We start from the raw sequence: 18,969 nt of genomic DNA on the forward strand, positions 1-18,969 counted from the left end.
CCTGCCGGGTCTGTCGGCGGGATTTCCGCTATCGGAGGTATCCGCTTCTAACGGTTCGTCTCGCCTGCTGTTTTACGGGCGGTGGAACCATTGCGAGCGGTTGCTCGATATGGTCCGGTTCAATCTGCTCCGCGCGTGGCGTTGGCGCTGGCTGCGCCTGCTGCGAGAAAAGGTCGCGCACTTGCGGCTGAATCTTTGCCTCGATCTTGTCCCACTCCGCTTGCCGCCAGCGATTGATGCCGAGGTACAGCGCGGCGGCATAGGCGTAGACGGTGCAGTCCAGGTCTTCGTTGCGGCGCCCGACTTGCTTGACCCATTCGTGTCGCGGGTGGCCTTTGATGTACTTGGTGACCATGCGTTCGGCGGTGAGTTGCTCGAAAAACTCTCCGGGTACGGCGGCCGGGAAGTGGAAGCACCCGGCGCCCGGAGGCGGGAGGCGGAGCCGGCCATAGATCAGCGCCTTTGCGGTATCTGTACCAATTGGCCAGAGCTTTGCGCCGGACTTGATCTTGACGCCGCGATGATTGACCTCGATGTCGGAGGGCTTGCCGAGAATCGGCTTGTTGGGCTGGCTGCTGCCTTTGATAGCGAGGACATGGCGATGCATTCGCGCCCTCGCGTAGTTGTAGACGGCTTGAGTGTTGTGGCCGCCGGAGTCGACGGCGGCGGCGCCGATCATGAGGTGGCTGCCGGAAGCGTGCTGAAATGGAGCGCGGAGAATTTCGTCCAGCGCGTCCCATGTGGCCTGCTCTTCCGGGCTGCCGGATATGACTTTGCGGTCGATAAGCCACGCCTCTTCGCCGCGTCCCCATCCCCAGACCAGCAGGTGCAATCGGTCGGGCTGAACGTCGATGCCGGCAGACAGGGCGAGGCATCCAAACGGGGCCGTGCCGAGCGCGTAATCCTCAACGCGGCGGGTTAGTTCGTGCTCGGCGACGCGGTCGCCTTGGTCTTCCCATGTCTCAGCGAGAACTGTGTTGGTGAAAGTCTTGATGCGCGTCGCGTCGCCGCTTTTTTCGGCGGCGCGGGCAGCGATCCAGTCTTTCATTATTTCAGCCCAGGTGACCCAGCCGAGCGGCGAGTACAGGCTGGAAAGGTGAAACCCTGCCGGTCTGCCCTCGTTGGGGCGTGCGGAAACCCACTTTCCGCCGGCAAGCATGGCGGTCTTGTGGTGTTCTTCGATTTCTGCGCCGCAATGGCGGCAGAGATAGTGGGTGGTTTCGATCAGTGGGCCGTTTTCATTCTGGCGACACTTCAATCCATAGGGTTTGTCGGCGCCGAATTCAAGCGCCTGGTATTCGTTGCAATGCGGGCAGGCCACATGGTACCGGCGGCCATCCGATGCCAGATAGGCTGATTCGATTCTTGAAAAACCGCGTAGCGTTGGTGTTGATACCTTTAGGATTTTCCGGTTCGGGAAGTTGCTTGTCCGGCGCTCGGCCAGGGCAATCGGATCGCCTTCGCCGTCGACGTCGAGCGGATAGGCGTCGATTTCATCCATGAATAGGTAGCGGACAGGCATTGAGCGCAGGCTCTTCGCTGAATTGGCGCCAGACAGCACCAGGACGCCGCCAATGAAGTCCTTCATGAACGTCGTGTTGGCGTCGTCGCGCGAGTAGTTCTCGGCGGCTTTTTTGACCAGGCGCGGAGAGTGCGAAAGAAGCGGACCAATGCGCTGCTGCGAGTAGCGCTTCGCCAGATCGATGGTCGGTTGCACGGCCATGATTGGTCCTGGGTCGACGTCGATGATGTATCCGATCCAGTTGTTGCCGGACTCAGTCTTGCCAAGCTGGGCGCCGCACATCAAGACAACCTCTTCGATGCCGGAACGCGCCGACAGGCAATCCATGATCTCGCGCAGGTAGGGCGTGCGCTCCGTTCGCCATGGGCCTGGCTCTGACGATGCTTTGCCAGAGAGGAATCGGTACTTGTCCGACCACTCGCTAACCGTCAATGATTCTGGTGGGCGCATGAATTCGGCAAAGACGCCGTCGACCAGAATGAATGCGTCGGCCGGTTTCATTCGGACTCTCCAAAATTAAGCGGCGCGGCCAGTTGCTCAAGCGTTCGCCGCAGTTCCTCTTCCATGAGGTCGCGCACCCTGGATGGCGACGATTCGGCCGCGATGACGGGCGCGAGCCTTGCCGGCACCTGCAGGATCGAATCTCGAACCTGGGTGATCCGGCTGGCCAATGCCGTCCTGACGTCGTCAGTGCGGACCATTTTTCCGATGCGCTGCTCGTACTCAAGCTGGGAGAGCTTGGCGCGGTAAAGCTCGCTGGCGGCCTTTGCCTGGTGATAGGTGGCGTTGCTGCTGGTACCGGACTGCCGGCTTTCGGTGCCGGAATTTCCAACAGGGTCGGCCCGGTCAATGTCCATCGACTCGGGCTTCCCGTGGCGCTGGCGCTGCGCCGAATTGACCTCGGCCATGTACCCCTTGGCCGGGTCTTTTGCTGCCTCGATGGCGGCATTGCTGGCCTCCACGTCGACCAGTTCCTTGCCGCCTTCGTCGCGCATCACCAGGACGCCGCGCGATTTGAGCTTGTGGGCATAGCCAGGGTTCCAGCCGCGCTGCCTGGCGAACTCCCGGAGGCTGACGAGTGCCATGTTCTACCTCACGCCGGGAACGGTTGCGAGGTCAGCGCATGCACCGCTCGGCGGCCGGTGAATTCCTGCCAGCGACGAACAATGACGTCGCAGTAGTGGCGATCAAGCTCCATCATCCGGCAGAGCCGGTTGGTCTTTTCGCTGGCAATCATGGTCGATCCGCTGCCGCCAAAGAGGTCGAGGATCATGTCGCCGGCTTTGCTTGAGTTGCGCAATGCTTTCTCGATCAGGTCGACCGGCTTCATGGTTGGGTGTAGGTCGGATTTCTGTGGCTTCGGGAAGTCCCAGACGGATGTCTGGTCGCGGCCGCCATACCATGAGTGGCCGGCGCCTTCTTTCCATCCGTAGAGAATCGGCTCGTGCTGGTAGTGGTAATCGGCGCGGCCAAGCGAGAAGGTGTTTTTCCGCCAGATAATCTCGTGGCGCTGCGGAATGCCGGCCTCCGCCATGGCCTGCATCATCATCATCATCATCCGGCCGCCTTGCGGCGAGCAGATGTAATACGCGGCGCCCGGCTTGATCGCAGACGCGACGCTGATGAATGCATCGCGCCAGAAATTAAGCTGCTGCTCGTCGTTGAGTGCGTCGTTTGCAATCGGCCGGTGCTGCGTTTTTGCCGGTGCGCCCTTGAGCGCTGCTGCGCGGACGTGAGATTCATGCACCGAGCCCTTGCCGGAGTAATTGACGCCGTAGGGTGGGTCGGTGAAAACCATGTCGGCCAGGCCGGCGGCGCCGAGCAGTGTTTTGACGTGCTCGAGATCGGTTGAGTCTCCGCACATGAGGACGTGGTCGCCAAGGTGCCAAATGTCGCCGGGCTGGCTGATTGCCTCAGCCTGGACTTCTGGTACCGCGTCATCCTCCGTCATGCCGACGTGCTCGCCATCAAGGCTGGCCAGGAGTTCGTCAATCTCGCGCGTGGAGAACCCGGTCATCCCGAGGTCGAACCCGTCGACGCGTAACTCGTCGAGTTCCTGCGCGAGCATGGACTCGTCCCATCCAGCATTCAGCGCGAGCTTGTTGTCAGCGAGAATGTAGGCGCGTCGCTGGGCGTCGTTGAGCCAATCGACGCGGATGGTGGGGACGGTATCCATGCCGAGCTTTTTAGCGGCCATGACGCGCCCGTAGCCGGCGATGATGCCGCCGTCGCCATCAACGAGGACCGGGTTCGTAAAACCGAACTCCCGGATCGATTGCGCAAGTTGCTCGACTTGATTGTCCGAGTGAGTCCGCGCATTGCGCGCATAGGGCATCAATTCCTCGACGCGGCGTACAACAATTTGGTCTGCTGAAAAGCTCATTTTTCTACCCGTTTCCGTTACTGTTATTCATAAAATCAAGCGTTTACCTACCGAAAAACACCCACGCTAGCTGAGAGGCGAGGGTCCGAGTACCCGTACCTCCGGGGTGGTGCCAGGGTCCCCGGCCGGTTTGCGGTCTGGCTTCGCTTCGACCAGCCCAACCTCGGCGGCGAGCTTGAGCATGTTCCCGACGTGGCGCGGGCTCATGGCTGTGAGGGTGGCGATGTCCGCCTTCGGTACGTCGCGCGAGGCCAGCGATGCGACGGCCTTGACCTTTCGCCAGCGCTCGAACTCAGCGAGGTTTGGAACATCGAGCGTCTCAGGTGATGGGAACATGGCGGCCAGGCGGCCGACGCATGTATGGCCGAGGAGCTTCACCAGTGGGTGGCCATCGGAGCACTTCGTTGGAATCCTGATCGTCGATCCGCCATAGACAGCAGCCAGCCTGACCGTGGCGCCGAATCCAATCTCGGCGGCAATGTCCTCAAGAACCGTGTTTGTCGTTTGCATCATCTTTCCCCTTTCCCTCTCTAATCCTCTGTTCAAAGGCCCGAATGCGGGCGGTCAGTTCTCTCATTGGCTTTGCGTAATCGGCCATCGTTCGCGCCCAGCCTTCGATGTGCTCAACGTTCCGGGTGGCGATTGCCTGCCGTATTGCCTCGACAAACTCCTGGGCGTCGGCTTCTGTCCATTCGCCCTGCTCAATGTGCCAACGGCGAACCAGCCGGAAGTCAGTGCGGAGTTGGTCGATAAGCTCATCATTCATTCCGTCCAACCTGCTAAAACAAGGTTGGACGGCGAGGTTGGACGGCCAAAACCCGCACCATTACTAAGTCCGTCTAACCGTCTAACCTCGTCTAACCAAAAAACAAAGACCGCAGGAATGAATAAATAAAGCCATGGTGGCGACACACGCGCTAGCGCGCCCGCCTCACGTGCGCGGGTGTGCGCGGTTAGGTTGGACGAGGTTGGACGGTTGGACGGATGGCTTAACCGTGCGGGTTCCAGCCGTCCAACCTTGCCGTCTAACCTACTAATTGCGAGGTTGGACGAGTCGCCGTTATGGCATTCGTGCAGCTGCCCTTTTCCGGACGTGCGGAAGAATCCGCGCGCCGATCCCTGGGCGAAACTCACGAACGTCACGAGGCGATCAGAAGCCAACCGGGTCATCTGCCTCTTCCTTTATTGCATTGCCTGCAGGCGCGGCTGGCGCGGGCCGCAAATAGACCCACTCGCGCTTTCCTGTGGGCCTGCGGCCCTTACCCCACCCGAGCTTAGCCAGGAGGTTCCCGAGCCTTGTGGCCATGCCACGGTTGCCGTCGACCTTGCTCAACTCCACCTCGAACGCGCCGACGAGAATGTCCTTCGACGTGAATTCCTTGGTTGCTCGTTGCGCCGGATCGTCGAGCCAGTCCTGCAGCGGATAGAGCCATGGATCGACGATCTCGCGCTCCTCCTGCTCCGGGAAGAAATAGAGCCGCTCCTCGTCCCGCGTCGGGTGCCAGCGATTGCCTGCCCGGTATTTGTGCAGCGCCTCGGCGAATAGCTGCTCGCGCCATTCCGCCAGCTTCTGCAGGTCGATGTTCTTCACCCGCAGCGGCCAGAATCGCCGGTTGCCGGTAGTGTCCTTAAAGTATTCCCCGTGGTTCGTCGTGCCGGCGAAAACACACTGGCGTGGGCGGTCGACCGGCCGTCGCGCATAGGGCTCGCGGTAGCGGTCTGTTTGAATCGTCACGAACGCCTTGACCGCCGTCGTCTCGGCCTTGTTGAAGCTGTCCATTTCGGACACCTCGTACAAGATCGCGCCGTTCAGTTGCATGTAGGCATCCTTGTCGCCCAGCTTGAAAGGCGTCTCGGCAAACCAGTCGCCACCAATGATGCGCAAGGCCGTCGATTTCCCTTTGCCCTGGGCGCCCTCGAAGATGGGCATGTACTGCATGGCACATCCAGGCTGAAAGATTCGCGCCACCATGCCAATCAGGAAGAATTCCCCGGCCAGGCGGACGAACGTCTTGTCCTCGCAGCCCATGCACTCGATCAGCCAGTGCGGCAGGCGCTCGATGTTGTCCCATGCCGGCAGCGCATTCATCCAGTCGCGCACCGGGTGAAACTTGTTCCGGTTCGCCGTCATGGCCACGCCGGAGGTCAGCGTGCCTTCGCCCTTGATAAGCAGGTCGCAGTTCTGCGCAAGCCACAGCCCGAGGTCGTAATCGTCCTGGCTTGTCCATTCTCCCGGCTTGCCGCCGAACGGTGGCGCCTTGCGCTTCTCGATGCGCTGCGAGAAATCGTTGTAGCCGATCACGCCGTCCCACTCGGGATGCCGCGACAACACCAGGAACACGTTCTCCCGGCAATCCTCAAGGCCGCCGCGCGGCTTCTGAATCAGCCCGGATTCCCAGTCGGCCCGAGGCCGGTGCTTCTTCCGGCTCGCGCCAGCCGGTGGAGGGGTAGAAATGCCTTCCGAATCGCCCGCCGGAGCAGCCTCTGCGGAAGCTGCTGCTGGCGTAAGCAGGCGAATGTCCGTACGCAGAAACTCGCGCAGCGCATCGCCCGTCATGCCTTCATCGATGGCATCGGCAATATCCCACCCGGACGGCTTTTCGCCGGGGGTGGGTATCTTCACGATCCACACCTTGCAGCCAAGGGCCAGCAGCTTCGCCGCGATCTTCTCCGCAGCCAGCATGCCGGGTTGCTTGGCCTCGGGCAGCAGCGCGCCTTCCTTGTCGGTCTGGGCGTCGCAGTCCGGCCAGATGATGACCTTGCGGCTGGCCAGGTGCGTCCAGTCCGCATTGTCGACCGCCTTGCTGCCGCCCGGCCATGTCACGCACGCCAACTCCGGCAATTCTCCGGCCGCCGCGTCCGCGCATTTCTCGCCCTCGGTCACCAGCACCGTGGCATTGGGTAGCGCCGCCAAGCGGTCCAGCCCGTAAAGCCAGCGTGGCTCGGCAAAGGCCATCCAGCGCCATTCCTCCGCGCCCGTGTCCGTATTTCGGCACCATGACACCGGCCGCACTTCTTTGCCGCCGTCCGATGTGCGGAAGCGATAGATGAACCCGAGCGCCTCGCCGGCTGCGCCGCGATAGCACCACACCTTTTCTGGAATGCCGCGCTTCACGTGCGCCTTGGGCGGCTCGTCTGCCGATACCGGCGGCGTCACCGCCTGCCATGGCGAACGCTGGCCCTTGGCGGGTGCCGATGGCGCTGGCTGGGCGCTGGCGCTTCGTGCGGGTGCTGCGGCGCCTGGCGAGCGAACGCCGAGGCGATCCCCCAGTTCCTTGGCGGCGGCGCCCTGGTCGTTGCCGTGGAAAAGATAGGCGTAGAGCGACACGGGGTCGGAGCCCTTGTCGTCCGTGGCGAAATCCTGCCAGACGCCCTTGACCACATTGATTGAAAAAGACCCGGCGCGGCTATCTGCCCGAGTTGGATTCAGTGACTTGTATTCCGGACCATCCTTGTGGCCATCCGGCAGCCACTCGCGCAGCAGCGAATCAAAGCATTGAAGCGCCGCCGCGTTAATAGCGGAAAAATCGATGCGGCCCATCCCCCCCCCTGTCATTCCCGTGCTACTTGGAGGATGTCGCGTTGCTGGTCGGCCGCTTCTCGGTGAGCGACTCCACGCGGCTCAACAACTCCGCGCCCGCCGCCTGCAAGGAATAGAACTCCGTGCGGATCGCCTCGAACTCTTTCTCGGTCACCCGGCCGTCTGATAGTGCCTCGTGGAATGCCCGTGAAAAATCACCCAGGCGCTGGATCATCGTCGAGAACAAATCCAGCAGCGCCGCGTCCGAAACGCCGCCATAGGCGCCGGCCGGAATGCAAACGAAGCCAAGCTCCGATGCCATCGCATGGAGGACGTCCTGCCGCCCGGCAAGCTGCTGCATACGCAGCGAGTCGAGCAAGCTCAAATGATGCGACGGCAGGTTCGGATTCAGTCGGCTATTGAAAACCACCCGATTGATGCCGAGGCGATCAGCCAACACGCCTGCGCCGCCTGGGTACTCGTGCCCGATGCGATGGGCCGCGTCCAGTATGTTCATGATTTCTCCCTGAGAACGTTGGTGAAGCATCCCGACCTGAATAACCTGAACCCGTAAAAGAAAGCCCGCCCGGAACGAATGCTCCGGACGGGCCATGTAGAGCGGCAGACGGCTTTTGCCCGCAGTCTGCCAGTGCGGGCAGGGAGGTTTCTGGAATGGGAGATTTGAAGATGGATGGAGGAAACGATCACTTTGAAGCGCGCCCCCTTGAGCCGCGACGTTCCGCATCGCGTCGTTCGTCGTCGCGCCGTTCATGGTCTCGGCGTTCTTCGGCCCGGCGCTCCGGCGTCACGACTGGAATCACGACCGTTCCCGGCGGGGTTGCCGATTCACTCCGGGCCGGTGTGGAAAGAAGTTGCTGGCGCGTGATCTGGCCATCGGTAGCGGCCTCGATGATTTCTGCGTAGCGAGTCTCTCCGGTCCATTCGGTACGAGGTAGGCGGCCTGCGTTGAACCACTTACGGGCTGCTTGATAGGAAACTCCGCAGCGGTCGGCAACGATAGCGATGCCGCGCGTTGGTTTTTTAACGCCAATGATTTCGATGGCTTGTTGAAGAGGTGTGCTCATGATTTCCGATTTTCAACCAAAAGTTAGTTCTTTGTCAATACTGAAAGTTCTTAACCATCGGTGCATCATCGAAGCTATGGAAAACCCAGAGCGCGCAGCATTTGCTCGCCGGCTCAATGAGTTGTGCGATGAAAAACCCGACGAAATCCCGCCAGCCTATAAGGGCAGGCAGGTCGCGCTTGCGACAAAGTTTCACGTCACGCCAAATGGCGCTAGGAAATGGCTGCAGGGAGATACCTACCCGGCAATAGACAAATGCATCGAGATTGCTAAGTGGGCCGGGGTGAACTTTGAATGGCTGATGACCGGCAACGGGGCGAGGCGCCCAGGTGAGATGTATCCAACCAGGGCGATTGCCCATGTTGCCGAGGTAATGATGGCAATGGAGCCTGAGCAGCAATACAAGATTGCTCAGATGGCTGATCTATTTGCGCCACCAGCGCAAGACAACGATGGTGATGCCGCGAATTCGCCTGGTAAGCGGGCCAGCGGCGGCCAATGACCATTTATTTCAACGGTCGATTATGAACATCAACCAAAACTCGCTTCAGATGCTGATCGGTATTTGCTCAGGGATTTCTGCTGACGGAAAAGTCAATGACGCCGAAATTCACTACTTGCAGACGTGGCTCACGGAAAATAGTCGGCTTGCATCTGCATGGCCGGGCAATGTGCTATCAACGCGGATCAGGGTGATCCTGAACGACGGGGTTATTACGGATGGTGAGCGAGATGACTTGCTTAAAACCATACAGTCGATAACTGGGAATTATTTCTCCGAAACTGGCGCGCCATCACCAGAGGCTCCCGCATTTCCCGATGTGTTTGGAAATCACGAAATCAAGATCGCTAGATCGTCTTTTTGCTTTACGGGAGAGTTCTTCTTTGGTCTCCGCAAGGCATGCGAGGAGGCTGTTGTAAAAAGGGGCGGGAGGTGTGTTGGTCGGGTAACTTCCTCGCTTGATTATCTTGTCGTTGGGGGCCGCCCTAATCCCGATTGGAAGCACGGAAGTTTTGGTCTGAAGATAGAGCGCGCCGCAACGCTACAAAAGCGAGGGGCGTTAAAAATTGTCCGCGAAGACCAATGGACGGCCGCCCTTGACTCAACCCAGTCCGAATAGAATGAAGGCGAAAGTCTTAAAAATTGATAACGCCCCAGCGCACTTCGAGCGCTGGGTATTCAAGGTCAAAGAGTGCCACTATGGCGCTCTCGGTGTTGTCCTGCGCGAATACGGAGGGAAAAACCAAGCGAGGCATTCCTGCTACACGCTAACAACCCCGCCTTCCTACGACTTCCATTGTGGAGATGTTTTTCACAGGTCTCAGTTCGGGGATGGTGAATTTATCCAAGTAGCTGCAATTATCTCGCCGGAATCAATAGAGGTTCACAGTGGGGTAGTTGGAGTGCCGGGCTCTCGATCTGGCTATATTATCGAACCATCGCATCTTGCCAAATGGCTTGAGACGGGAATAGCCCCTCCGAAATCAACGGCGATAGGCCAAGGAAGCAGCCGCGCCGGACTTCTCGCTTGGGAGTTGCAGCGGTAGCCTGCGTCGATAGCTAGTCAACCAAACCGCCGCCGGGCGGTTTTTTTTCGCCCAATCGCCGCATAAAAAGAACGGATGGTTCTCTGCTGACCACAAAACTAACTTTTGGTATTGACTTAAAACTAACCATCGGTTAATTTACGCACATCGCAAACACGGGAGGTCGCCATGACGCAAGCAATGACAACGCACACCCCAGGCCCATGGAAGTGGGATGGCTACAGCCTGCGGCCTGAGAATCCGAACCCAGACGCCCATGCCGTCCACACCATTCTCGAGGTCGACACATTCGCTTACGGCTTTGTCGACAGCGACCTTGCAGCCACCACCGCCGAGTGCGCCGCCAATCGCGCCCTGATCGAAGCGGCGCCTGATCTGCTTGCTTCGCTGCGCGAGGCGCTGAAGATTGTCGACGCATACCGCCGGGCATCCGGCGGCGATGGCGACATCACGGCAATGAACGCCCGCGCCGCAATCGCCAAGGCCACCGCAAAAATCGGCGCCGACGAGACGGCGATTCGCCAGGCCGAATCGGGCAACGCCAACCAGCCCGCGTCCATGCCGCACTCGCTCTACAGCGAGCCGGAGGGTGAGTGATGGCGCCGAGCACCCAAGAACTTCGCGACGCATTCCGCCGATCCGGCCTTTGGCGCATGGGCTGGACATTCCAGCGTGCCATTACCACACCGGCCATCGGCACGGCCATCCGCTGCGCCGCGAGCGCGGCCAGGAAGCGCGCCGAGCGTGAAGGTCGCCCGATGCCGGTGCAGGAAGCCCTGATTTAACAAGCGCACCGCCGCCGGAGCGCTTTTTCCGGGGCAAAACTCAGGAGAAGAAAATGAGCATTCGTCCCATAACAGACACTCTTCGCCACATCGGCGGGGGCGTCTTCATCGACACCGCCAGCGACAAGCTGGCAGAACTTGTGGCTGCGGTCGACAGCACTGGCAAGGCCGGCAGCATCGACCTGAAGATCAAAGTCAAAAAGGCCACGCGCGGCGGCGCGATGCACATCACCGGCACCGTGAAGGTCACCAAGCCGGCGGAAGACCCGATGGAAGCCATGCTGTTTGCAACGCCGGAAGGCAACCTCGTTGCAGACGATCCGCACCAGCAAAAGCTCGACCTGAAGAGTGTTTCCGGCGCGAGCGACACCCCGGTTGCCAACCTCAAAACCGCATAAGGACAGACCATGGAACTGCAATCCACCGAAACTCAAAACCTCGCCGAAACGCTGGCGCGGGAAATGAAGGCGCCCGTCGAGATCATCAGCGAGCCGGGCGGCAATATCAAGCGCGTCGCCCTGCCGCCGGGCTGGAAGCTGGAAGAGAAGGACGACGACGCCAAACTGCTCGCTGCGCCGCGCCGCAAGATCGCCAAGGTGCGCCTGCACGACGCCGGGAGCTTCATCGAGTACATCAAGCGTCACGGCTCGCTGGTCGATAGCACTCTCTGGTGCGTGGCTGACTACCTGGCCGGCAAGGTGAATTTCCTCGGCATCCTCAACGACCACGGCGAGGATGAAAGCAAGCCCGCCTGGCGCGACCATCGCGCTACCTTCACGCCGGAATTCTCGGAGGAATGGAACCGCTGGACGGGCAAGCACAAGCAGGGTTTTTCGCAGGCCGAGTTCGCGTCCTTCATCGAGGACAACCTCAAGGACATCGCCAGCGTTGAAGGTCAGCCGACCGGCTCCCAGATGCTGGAAATGGCGCTCACCTTCGAGGCCAACCAGGACATGCGCTTCAAGAGCGCGATCCGCCTGCAAAACGGCGGGGTGCAGATGAGCTTCGTGCAGGACGACGACGCCCAGACGCTGCAAAAAATGCAGGTCTTCGACCGCTTCTCCATCGGCTGCCCGGTTTTCTGGAACGGCGATGCCTACCGAATCGACGCCCGGCTGCGCTACCGCGTGCGCGACGGCAAGCTGACCTTCTGGTTCGAGTTGATTCGCCAGGACAAGGTGCTCGAAGCGGCAACGCAGACGCTGATCGGCCAAATCCGCGAAAAGACCGGCAACCCATTCTTCTTCGGCGAACCGTTCTCGCAGTGATCAACCCGGCCCGGCTTCGGCCGGGCCTCACCAGGAGAAAAAACATGATCAACGCAATCAAGCGCGCCCTGATCCGGACGCGCATCCGCATGATCAACATCGAGATCGCCTTGGCTGAATCCGCCGAGGCAGATGTCAAAAAGCGCCTCGAAGAACTCGCCCGCAAGGAAGTCTCGCTGCGCATGAACTACACCAGCACGCTGCCCATCGGCATGGTTCGGCGCTGGGAGGCATGATGGAGGCGCCTGAAATCCTGATCGCCGCCGCAGACGCCATCGGAGAGCGTGCAAGCCAGCGCGACGCGGCCGATGGCGAGCGCAGCATGGCCCGCGCCGTGGCCACATTCAACTCGCTGACCGGCCACAAGCTGACCGAGCGCGAAGGCTGGGTCTTTATGGCCGTCCTGAAGCTCTCCCGCGCCCAGGCTGGCCGCCACGTCATGGACGACTACATCGACGGTGCAGCCTATATGGCGCTGGCCGGCGAGTGCGTGGTGGTAGCCCAATGAAGCGCCACGTCATGATCGACATCGAGACGATGGGCAAGGGGCCGCGCGCCGCAATCCTGGCCGTTGGTGCGGTTGAATTCGACCCGGTTGGTACATCCCGCAACCCGAGCTTTTATCGCGTCGTGAGCCTCGCCAGCAGCGTTGCTGCCGGGCTTGAAATGGACGCCGAGACGGTTATCTGGTGGATGGGGCAGCCGGATGCCGCCCGCGCCGCTGCCTCCGCTGGTGGGCGCAACGACTCTCTGGAAAGCGCGCTGCGCTCGCTGTCGGCCTTCCTGATCGGCGACGCATTGAGCGACGAGAAGGAAGACCTGATCGTCTGGGCCAATGGCGCCGGCTTCGATTTCCCGATCTTGTCCGAGGCATTCCGCCTTTGTGGCATCGAGAAGCCATGGCACTACTGGAACGAGCGCTGCCACAGAACGCTGCGCAAGACCATTCCCGGCGTCGTTGAGCCGGAGCGCGACGGAGACAAGCACAACGCGCTTGACGATGCCAAGCACCAGGCGGCCAGCCTGCAGGCCATCCTGGCTGCATTCGGGCAGATGCAGGCTGTTGCAGCATGACCGAGCTTGCGCTTTTTGTTTCGACCTTCGGCCTGGTGTTCTGCCTCGGCACCCAGAGCCTCAACGTCAATGGCGGTCACTACATGGCCGCATTCATCACCAGCTTCGCCATCGGCGCGGGAAACCTCGTCGTCCTCAAGCTCGCGCCCAGCGCGACGCCCACGGAAATGGCGGCTTACCTCATTGGCGGCCCATTCGGGATCGTCGCCAGCATGATCGCCCACCGCAAATTCTTCAGGAGTAAAACCAAATGATTCTCACCGGCCTTTGCCGCCTCGGACGCGACGCCGAGCTTCGCTACCTGCCTGACGGCACCGCCGTTCTCGGCCTTGCCCTTGCCTACAACTACGGGAAGAAAGACGAGCAAGGCAAGCGCGCCACCCAGTGGGTTGACGCCAGCCTGTTCGGCGACCGCGCCAAGTCGCTGCAGCCCTATCTGACCAAGGGCCAGCAGATCAACGCCTACATCGACGACGTGCGCATCGAGCAATTCACTCGGCGCGACAACACGCTCGGCACAACGCTGCGCGGCCGCATTTCCAGCCTGGAATTCGCTGGCAGCGCTGCGGGAGAAAAGCCTGCGCAGGGCGCTTCTACCCCTTCACCGGCTGGCGCGCCGGGAGCAACTAAACCCGCAGCACCGCCTTCCGGCGGATTCTCTGATTTTGACGACGACATTCCATTCTAGGGTCGCCGCCGTGAGCCTGATCGCAATCAGCAAGCAGGAGGTCGAGCGCCTCCGCCACATGGCCGCAGAGGCCGAGCTTCAGGCGGAGACATGGCAGGCCGTGGTGCGCTGGTCATTCTCCGGCGAAAGCACGGTCGATAGCCAGGCGCGAATGATGTACGCCCTGGCACTGGTCAATGGAACGGAGTTCGAGGACTGGTTTGACGAGATTGCCGGAAGAGAGCCTGGATTCAATGCGCCGCCCGAGTCGATCCTTCGCGTGCTGCGCCCCTATCTGTTTGGAAAAATGGAGGCAGCAAATGCCACGTAGCAGCAAGCCGCGCCGTCAATACAACCCGGCCAGGAATCGGGTTGTGGTCAACAAGCCCCGCCTCGATTCGGCCCTTCGCGTTTTTGAGCCGGTCTTCGCAGCGTTTGACCAACTGGCCACCGGGGAAATCGAAACCGTGCGCGGCGCGCCGGTGTTCAAGGACTGGTCCGGCGAGTGGTGCGAACTGGCGCCGGCAATTGACGGCTGGGCAGACTGCTGGGATCGCATCATCCGCGACCTCAGCTTGCCCATCGACACCGCCCAGCTGCGCAAGCTCGCCAAGCGTCTGGCCAACGGCGTTCCGCTGGTCGAAGAAGACGTCACAAGCGCCCGCGCCGTCATCGACGCCACGTGGCATGCATACATCCGGCTGCCGGTCGAAATAACGCGCAGCCATGCCCAGACAGAAGAAATCGCCATTGCGTTTGATCGCATGGGGATAAGGGAGGCGGCATGAGCAGGCCGCAACTTGCCCTTCCGTTTCCGGGGGAGCTAATCATCGACAACTTCGCTGGCGGAGGCGGCGCCTCCACTGGCATCGAGGCCGCTTTCGGGCGTCCGGTTGATGTGGCCATCAACCACGACCCAGAAGCCCTGGCCATGCACGCAGCCAATCACCCGCACACCGCCCACTACTGCGAATCGGTGTGGGACATCAACCCAGTTGAGGTTACACGCAACCAGCCTGTCGGCTTGGTCTGGCTGTCGCCTGACTGCAAGCACTTCTCGAAGGCCAAGGGCGGGAAGCCGGTTGAAAAGAAGATTCGCGGGCTGGCTTGGGTGGCGCTGCGCTGGGCTGCAACCGTTCGCCCTCGCGTCATCATGCTGGAGAACGTCGAGGAATTCATCACGTGGGGGCCACTCGGACAAGACGGCAGGCCGTGCCCGCAGCGCAAGGGTAAGACATTTGCCGCGTTTGTGAATGCCCTTAAGCGTCAAGGTTATGCCGTCGATTGGCGCGAGCTTCGCGCCTGCGACTATGGCGCACCGACGATCCGCAAGCGTTTGTTCCTGATCGCCCGCCGTGACGGCCTGCCTATCCGCTGGCCAGAAGCCACGCACGGCAACCCGACGAGCGAGGCGGTGCGGCGCGGCAAGCTGCTGCCATGGCGCACGGCTGCCGAGTGCATTGATTGGGACTTGCCATGCCCGTCGATCTTCGAGCGCGCCCGCCCGCTGGCCGAGGCGACTTGCCGGCGCATTGCCAAGGGCATCATGCGTTATGTCGTTGGTTCCGCCGAGCCATTCATCGTCAAGCCGAACCACACAGCCAGTTATTACGAATGCTTCCGTGGTCAAGGAATCAACGAACCGTTGCAGACGATCACGGCAGCGCCGGGGTTTGCTGTTGTTCAGCCATTCCTCACTGAGCATGCTAATGGATCGAGTCAGCGCGTTTTCGACGTTGATGAACCGCTGCGCACGCAATGCGCCCAGGTCAAAGGTGGGCATTTCGCCCTGGTGTCTGCCTTCCTTGCAAAACACTACACGGGCGTCGTTGGCTCGCCGATGACCGACCCGCTTCACACCATCACGGCGGCAGACCATCACAGTCTTGTTACCAGCAACCTCGTGAAGCTGCGTGGTGACAACATCGGACAGCCCGCCGACGAGCCTTTGCGCACGATCAGCGCAGGCGGCACCCACTTTGCGGAAGTGCGAGCCTTCTTGGTCAAGTATTACGGCACCGACCAAGACCCGAACCTGCGCGAACCGCTGCACACGATCACCACGAAAGACCGATTCGGGCTGGTGACGGTGCATGGAGAGGACTACGCCATCGCCGACGTTGGAATGCGCATGCTTTCGCCGCGTGAGTTGTATCGGTGCCAAGGGTTCCCGGACAACTACATCATCGGCGACAGCCCAGAGCAGGGATTGAGCCTCACGAAAACCGCCCAGGTGCGCATGGTTGGCAACAGCGTATGCCCGCCATTGTCTCGCGCCCTGGTTGAAACAAATTTCCGCCACGAGGCGGCATTTATGGAGAAAACAGCATGAGCAAGATCATCGGCATCATCTTCGGCAAGAAAAACACTACCTGGCAGCGTATCGACGAAGCCGGCAACAGCATCGACGTGGCGCCCGGCTACTTCGACGAGCACCCGGCCTATGCCGGCATTCAGGACGAAATCATCGACGGCCAGCACATGGTTCGCGTGCCGACCTTCTACTACCGCTCCGGCGTCATCGAGGCCGGCGAGCACATCGGCAAGAAAGCCGTCTGGATCAGCGACGAGCACGACGAGGGATTCAGCGCTCACCCGGCCTTTATGCGCAACGCACTGCAACTGAAGGCGTTCTATGTCGGCAAGTACCAGGGCACGCCGGACGGCGATAAGCTGGGTTCGCAGCAGGGCCAGATGCCGCTGACGCGAATCAACTTCCCGGCCATGCAGAAGGCGGCGGAGGCTCGCAACGGCGAGTTCGACGGCTTCCAGTTGTGGAGCATCTATCACCTTGGCGCCATTCAGATGCTCGCCCTGATCGAACTGGGAACGCCGGACGCCAAGTCAATCCTTGGCGATGGCTACGTTAATGGCAACGGTGCCCGCCTGGTTGATGATGAGGTCGTCGCGCAAGCTACCTGGCGCGGCATTGTCGGCCTCTGGGGCAACGTATGGCAGATGGTCGATGGCCTTCAGACGGATGAAGAGCGTCGCTACCGCATCTGGGACGCCGAGGGCGGCAAGTCCTATGTCTCCACCGGAGTTATGGCGCCTGCAAGTGGCTGGTTCCATCGCCGCGCCCGCAAGCATGGCGAAGGCTTCGACATGGGCGCCGTGTTCGTGGCGAAGAAGACCCGTGAAGACCGTGACGATTCAGCCTTTGGCAACTACTTCTGGGCCTGGGAAAACGCTGTCGCGTACCACGGTGGCTGTTGGGGCAACGGCGAGGCCGCCGGCCTGTTCTATCTCCACGTCCTCTACGCCGCGTCGGCTTCGAACTCGAACGTCGGCGGCCGCCTCGCAAAGGTGTAATGGGTCATGTGACCTGTGTCATGTAATCGGGCAGGCCCGCCAAGCGGGCCGCCCGGTTTGTTTCTGTGGCGACCGGCGCGCAGCGCCAGCGTCACCGTTAAGTGGGGTAAAACATGAGCGCCATATTTGAAATGCCGATTGACAGCGAAATGCTGACTTCGGACGAGATTGGCCAGATAACAGGATGTGGCCGGAAAAGCGACCAGATTGAATGGCTTTCCTGTAATGGCTGGACATTCCACAAAACACGGGCCGGCGAGCCGGTTGTCGGCCGCCTGTACGCCAGGCTCAAGCTGGCCGGAATTACCCCGGCGACGTTGGCTCCGGCGACCGGCTGGGTTCCTGACTTTTCTGGCATTCGGTGAAGGGGTAAGCTGTGCCGATGCGCCCAAAATCCACAGCCAGAGACCTTCCGCCGAGAATGCTCCGCCGGATGAAGCGTCTTGTCAGTGGAAAGGTCTGGGAGGGGTTCTACTACAACGGCCGTGACGAAAACGGAAAGCGCGTCGAAATCCCGCTCGGTACCGACATCAACGAAGCGAAGCGAAGGTGGGCCGAGCTTGAGTGCAAGCCCGCGCCTGCAGAGACTGGGGTGATGCGGATCGTCTTCGACAGGTACGAGCGCGACGTCATTCCAACGAAGGCGCCGAAGACGCAGCGGGACAACCTTGGCTGCCTGAAATTCTTGCGGTCGGTGTTTGATTCTGCCCCAATCGACTCGATTACGCCGCAGATCATCGCCCAATACCGGGACAGCAGAAAATCGAAGCTCAAAGGATCGGAAGGCAAGCCGGCGCCCGTCCGGGCGAACCGGGAAATCACGCTGCTTTCCCATGTCTGGAACATGGCCAGGGAATGGGGATATACCGCCAAGGAAAACCCGGTCCACGGCGTCCGGAAGAACAAGGAAACGCCGCGCGACTTCTACGCCGACGCGCCCGTCTGGAATGCCGTCTATGGCGCGGCATGCGTTGAGCTTCAGGACGCCATGGACCTCAACTATCTGACCGGGCAAAGGCCGGCGGACGTTCTGAAGATGAAGCTCACAGACATCAAGGACGGCGCGCTCGAGTTGAAGCAAAACAAGACGAAGAAGAAGCTCCGCATTCTGCTCGACGACGCCAGCGGCGCCCGCACAAAGCTCGGGCAATTGCTGGACAGGATAAGAGCCAGACCGCGCAAGGTCGCCAGCCTCTACTTTATCGCGACGCCGGCCGGTGTTGCCCTTAATCAATGGACGCTGCGCACCCGGTTTGACGATGCGCGAGCGGACGCCGCAAAGGCCGCAGAGGCGGCGGGAAACCTGGAGCTTGCAAAGCGAATCCGCGCATTCCAGTTCCGAGACATTCGCCCAAAGGCCGCCAGCGAGACAGACCTCGCCCATGCCAGTAAATTGCTCGGCCATACCGACAAGCAGATTACCGAGACGGTCTATCGCAGGATCGGTGAGACTGTTTTGCCCACGCGATGATTTTGCTGATCGATGTGAAAACGGCCCCGATCTGGGGCCGTTTGCTTTCTGGCGGAAGCGGTGAGATTCGAACTCACGGAGGGGTATAAGCCCTCGGTGCTTTTCAAGAGCACTGCCTTAAACCGCTCGGCCACGCTTCCTTTTTCCTGCAATTTCCGCCTGGGTTGCGGAAATGATTTCCGCAAGTTGCGGAGATTCTAAAATAAAATCAAATAAATTCAATGGTTTGCGAAGCGTTGCAACGGCTTTCAAGACCGGTGCATTCAACCGCTCTGCCACAGACCCGCAGAAGGCGCGCATGATATCACAGGCCTTCGCGGCACCTCACCGGCAA

The 18,969-nt window shown here is 60.7% G+C and carries 26 protein-coding genes and 1 tRNA gene; 17 read left to right on the forward strand and 10 right to left on the reverse strand.

Annotated elements, in window-relative coordinates; translation table 11 throughout:
* Nucleotides 1-28: 28 nt before the first annotated feature.
* The 8 genes from Q0799_RS07920 to Q0799_RS07955 form a co-directional block, all read right to left on the reverse strand.
* Complete coding sequence (locus tag Q0799_RS07920; protein ID WP_298396741.1) at nt 29-2,023, reverse strand: phage terminase large subunit family protein; 1,995 nt, start codon at nt 2,021-2,023, stop codon at nt 29-31.
* Complete coding sequence (locus Q0799_RS07925; RefSeq protein WP_298396744.1) at nt 2,020-2,607, reverse strand: hypothetical protein; 588 nt, start codon at nt 2,605-2,607, stop codon at nt 2,020-2,022. The genes Q0799_RS07920 and Q0799_RS07925 overlap by 4 nt, the downstream gene beginning before the upstream one ends.
* Nucleotides 2,608-2,615: 8 nt before the next feature.
* On the reverse strand, nt 2,616-3,905 hold the full coding sequence (locus Q0799_RS07930) for a site-specific DNA-methyltransferase (RefSeq protein WP_298396747.1): 1,290 nt from the start codon (nt 3,903-3,905) through the stop codon (nt 2,616-2,618).
* A 66-nt stretch (nt 3,906-3,971) separates the two neighbouring features.
* Nucleotides 3,972-4,418, reverse strand: a complete 447-nt coding sequence (locus Q0799_RS07935) for a hypothetical protein (RefSeq protein ID WP_298396750.1) — start codon at nt 4,416-4,418, stop codon at nt 3,972-3,974.
* Nucleotides 4,390-4,671: a hypothetical protein gene (locus Q0799_RS07940; protein ID WP_298396753.1), complete on the reverse strand. Its 282-nt coding sequence runs from the start codon at nt 4,669-4,671 to the stop codon at nt 4,390-4,392. The genes Q0799_RS07935 and Q0799_RS07940 overlap by 29 nt, the downstream gene beginning before the upstream one ends.
* 384 nt (nt 4,672-5,055) lie before the next feature.
* Nucleotides 5,056-7,446: a VapE domain-containing protein gene (locus Q0799_RS07945; protein WP_298396756.1), complete on the reverse strand. Its 2,391-nt coding sequence runs from the start codon at nt 7,444-7,446 to the stop codon at nt 5,056-5,058.
* 22 nt (nt 7,447-7,468) lie between these two features.
* Nucleotides 7,469-7,942, reverse strand: a complete 474-nt coding sequence (locus tag Q0799_RS07950) for a phage regulatory CII family protein (RefSeq protein ID WP_298396759.1) — start codon at nt 7,940-7,942, stop codon at nt 7,469-7,471.
* A 187-nt stretch (nt 7,943-8,129) separates the two neighbouring features.
* Nucleotides 8,130-8,510, reverse strand: a complete 381-nt coding sequence (locus Q0799_RS07955) for a hypothetical protein (protein ID WP_298396762.1) — start codon at nt 8,508-8,510, stop codon at nt 8,130-8,132.
* Here Q0799_RS07955 and Q0799_RS07960 point away from each other — a divergent pair.
* The 17 genes from Q0799_RS07960 (at nt 8,509) to Q0799_RS08040 (ending at nt 18,635) form a co-directional block, all read left to right on the forward strand.
* Nucleotides 8,509-9,012: a helix-turn-helix transcriptional regulator gene (locus tag Q0799_RS07960; RefSeq protein ID WP_298396765.1), complete on the forward strand. Its 504-nt coding sequence runs from the start codon at nt 8,509-8,511 to the stop codon at nt 9,010-9,012. The genes Q0799_RS07955 and Q0799_RS07960 overlap by 2 nt on opposite strands.
* A 22-nt stretch (nt 9,013-9,034) precedes the next feature.
* The gene (locus Q0799_RS07965) at nt 9,035-9,631 is read left to right on the forward strand and encodes a BRCT domain-containing protein (protein WP_298396768.1); all 597 of its coding nucleotides are present in this window, start codon (nt 9,035-9,037) and stop codon (nt 9,629-9,631) included.
* Nucleotides 9,632-10,226: 595 nt separating this feature from the next.
* Nucleotides 10,227-10,655, forward strand: a complete 429-nt coding sequence (locus Q0799_RS07970) for a hypothetical protein (RefSeq protein WP_298396771.1) — start codon at nt 10,227-10,229, stop codon at nt 10,653-10,655.
* On the forward strand, nt 10,655-10,843 hold the full coding sequence (locus tag Q0799_RS07975; RefSeq protein WP_298396774.1) for a hypothetical protein: 189 nt from the start codon (nt 10,655-10,657) through the stop codon (nt 10,841-10,843). Before Q0799_RS07970 ends, Q0799_RS07975 begins: the two co-directional genes overlap by 1 nt.
* Nucleotides 10,844-10,896: 53 nt before the next feature.
* Nucleotides 10,897-11,241 (forward strand): hypothetical protein, encoded by a 345-nt coding sequence (locus Q0799_RS07980; protein WP_298396777.1) that lies wholly within the window; start codon nt 10,897-10,899, stop codon nt 11,239-11,241.
* A gap of 9 nt (nt 11,242-11,250) precedes the next feature.
* Entirely contained in the window at nt 11,251-12,111 is an 861-nt protein-coding gene (locus tag Q0799_RS07985; protein ID WP_298396780.1) for a DUF2303 family protein, read from the forward strand.
* 44 nt (nt 12,112-12,155) lie between these two features.
* A complete protein-coding gene (locus Q0799_RS07990) occupies nt 12,156-12,347 on the forward strand; it encodes a hypothetical protein (protein ID WP_298396783.1) in 192 nt (63 codons plus the stop codon).
* Nucleotides 12,344-12,619 (forward strand): DUF6378 domain-containing protein, encoded by a 276-nt coding sequence (locus Q0799_RS07995; RefSeq protein WP_281982066.1) that lies wholly within the window; start codon nt 12,344-12,346, stop codon nt 12,617-12,619. The genes Q0799_RS07990 and Q0799_RS07995 overlap by 4 nt, the downstream gene beginning before the upstream one ends.
* 11 nt (nt 12,620-12,630) lie before the next feature.
* A complete protein-coding gene (locus tag Q0799_RS08000; RefSeq protein ID WP_298396787.1) occupies nt 12,631-13,185 on the forward strand; it encodes a 3'-5' exonuclease in 555 nt (184 codons plus the stop codon).
* Complete coding sequence (locus tag Q0799_RS08005) at nt 13,182-13,439, forward strand: hypothetical protein (protein WP_298396790.1); 258 nt, start codon at nt 13,182-13,184, stop codon at nt 13,437-13,439. Before Q0799_RS08000 ends, Q0799_RS08005 begins: the two co-directional genes overlap by 4 nt.
* Nucleotides 13,436-13,873: a single-stranded DNA-binding protein gene (locus Q0799_RS08010; protein WP_298396793.1), complete on the forward strand. Its 438-nt coding sequence runs from the start codon at nt 13,436-13,438 to the stop codon at nt 13,871-13,873. The genes Q0799_RS08005 and Q0799_RS08010 overlap by 4 nt, the downstream gene beginning before the upstream one ends.
* Nucleotides 13,874-13,883: 10 nt before the next feature.
* Nucleotides 13,884-14,183 carry a hypothetical protein gene (locus Q0799_RS08015; protein ID WP_281982072.1) on the forward strand — a complete coding sequence of 100 codons (300 nt, stop codon included), beginning with the start codon at nt 13,884-13,886 and terminating at the stop codon, nt 14,181-14,183.
* The gene (locus Q0799_RS08020; RefSeq protein WP_298396798.1) at nt 14,173-14,640 is read left to right on the forward strand and encodes a hypothetical protein; all 468 of its coding nucleotides are present in this window, start codon (nt 14,173-14,175) and stop codon (nt 14,638-14,640) included. Before Q0799_RS08015 ends, Q0799_RS08020 begins: the two co-directional genes overlap by 11 nt.
* Complete coding sequence (locus Q0799_RS08025; RefSeq protein ID WP_298396801.1) at nt 14,637-16,184, forward strand: DNA cytosine methyltransferase; 1,548 nt, start codon at nt 14,637-14,639, stop codon at nt 16,182-16,184. Before Q0799_RS08020 ends, Q0799_RS08025 begins: the two co-directional genes overlap by 4 nt.
* Nucleotides 16,181-17,164 carry a hypothetical protein gene (locus Q0799_RS08030; RefSeq protein ID WP_298396804.1) on the forward strand — a complete coding sequence of 328 codons (984 nt, stop codon included), beginning with the start codon at nt 16,181-16,183 and terminating at the stop codon, nt 17,162-17,164. The genes Q0799_RS08025 and Q0799_RS08030 overlap by 4 nt, the downstream gene beginning before the upstream one ends.
* Before the next feature lie 113 nt (nt 17,165-17,277).
* On the forward strand, nt 17,278-17,529 hold the full coding sequence (locus Q0799_RS08035; RefSeq protein ID WP_281982080.1) for a DUF4224 domain-containing protein: 252 nt from the start codon (nt 17,278-17,280) through the stop codon (nt 17,527-17,529).
* 68 nt (nt 17,530-17,597) lie between these two features.
* Nucleotides 17,598-18,635, forward strand: a complete 1,038-nt coding sequence (locus Q0799_RS08040) for a tyrosine-type recombinase/integrase (RefSeq protein ID WP_298396809.1) — start codon at nt 17,598-17,600, stop codon at nt 18,633-18,635.
* A 49-nt stretch (nt 18,636-18,684) separates the two neighbouring features.
* Here Q0799_RS08040 and Q0799_RS08045 read toward each other — a convergent pair.
* Together Q0799_RS08045 and Q0799_RS08050 are read right to left on the reverse strand one after the other, a co-directional pair.
* A tRNA-Ser gene (locus Q0799_RS08045) sits at nt 18,685-18,775 on the reverse strand.
* Nucleotides 18,753-18,935 (reverse strand): hypothetical protein, encoded by a 183-nt coding sequence (locus Q0799_RS08050; protein ID WP_298396811.1) that lies wholly within the window; start codon nt 18,933-18,935, stop codon nt 18,753-18,755. The genes Q0799_RS08045 and Q0799_RS08050 overlap by 23 nt, the downstream gene beginning before the upstream one ends.
* Nucleotides 18,936-18,969: the final 34 nt, after the last annotated feature.

The sequence above is a fragment of the uncultured Azonexus sp. genome, assembly GCF_937982035.1.
Taxonomy (GTDB): Bacteria; Pseudomonadota; Gammaproteobacteria; order Burkholderiales; family Rhodocyclaceae; genus Azonexus.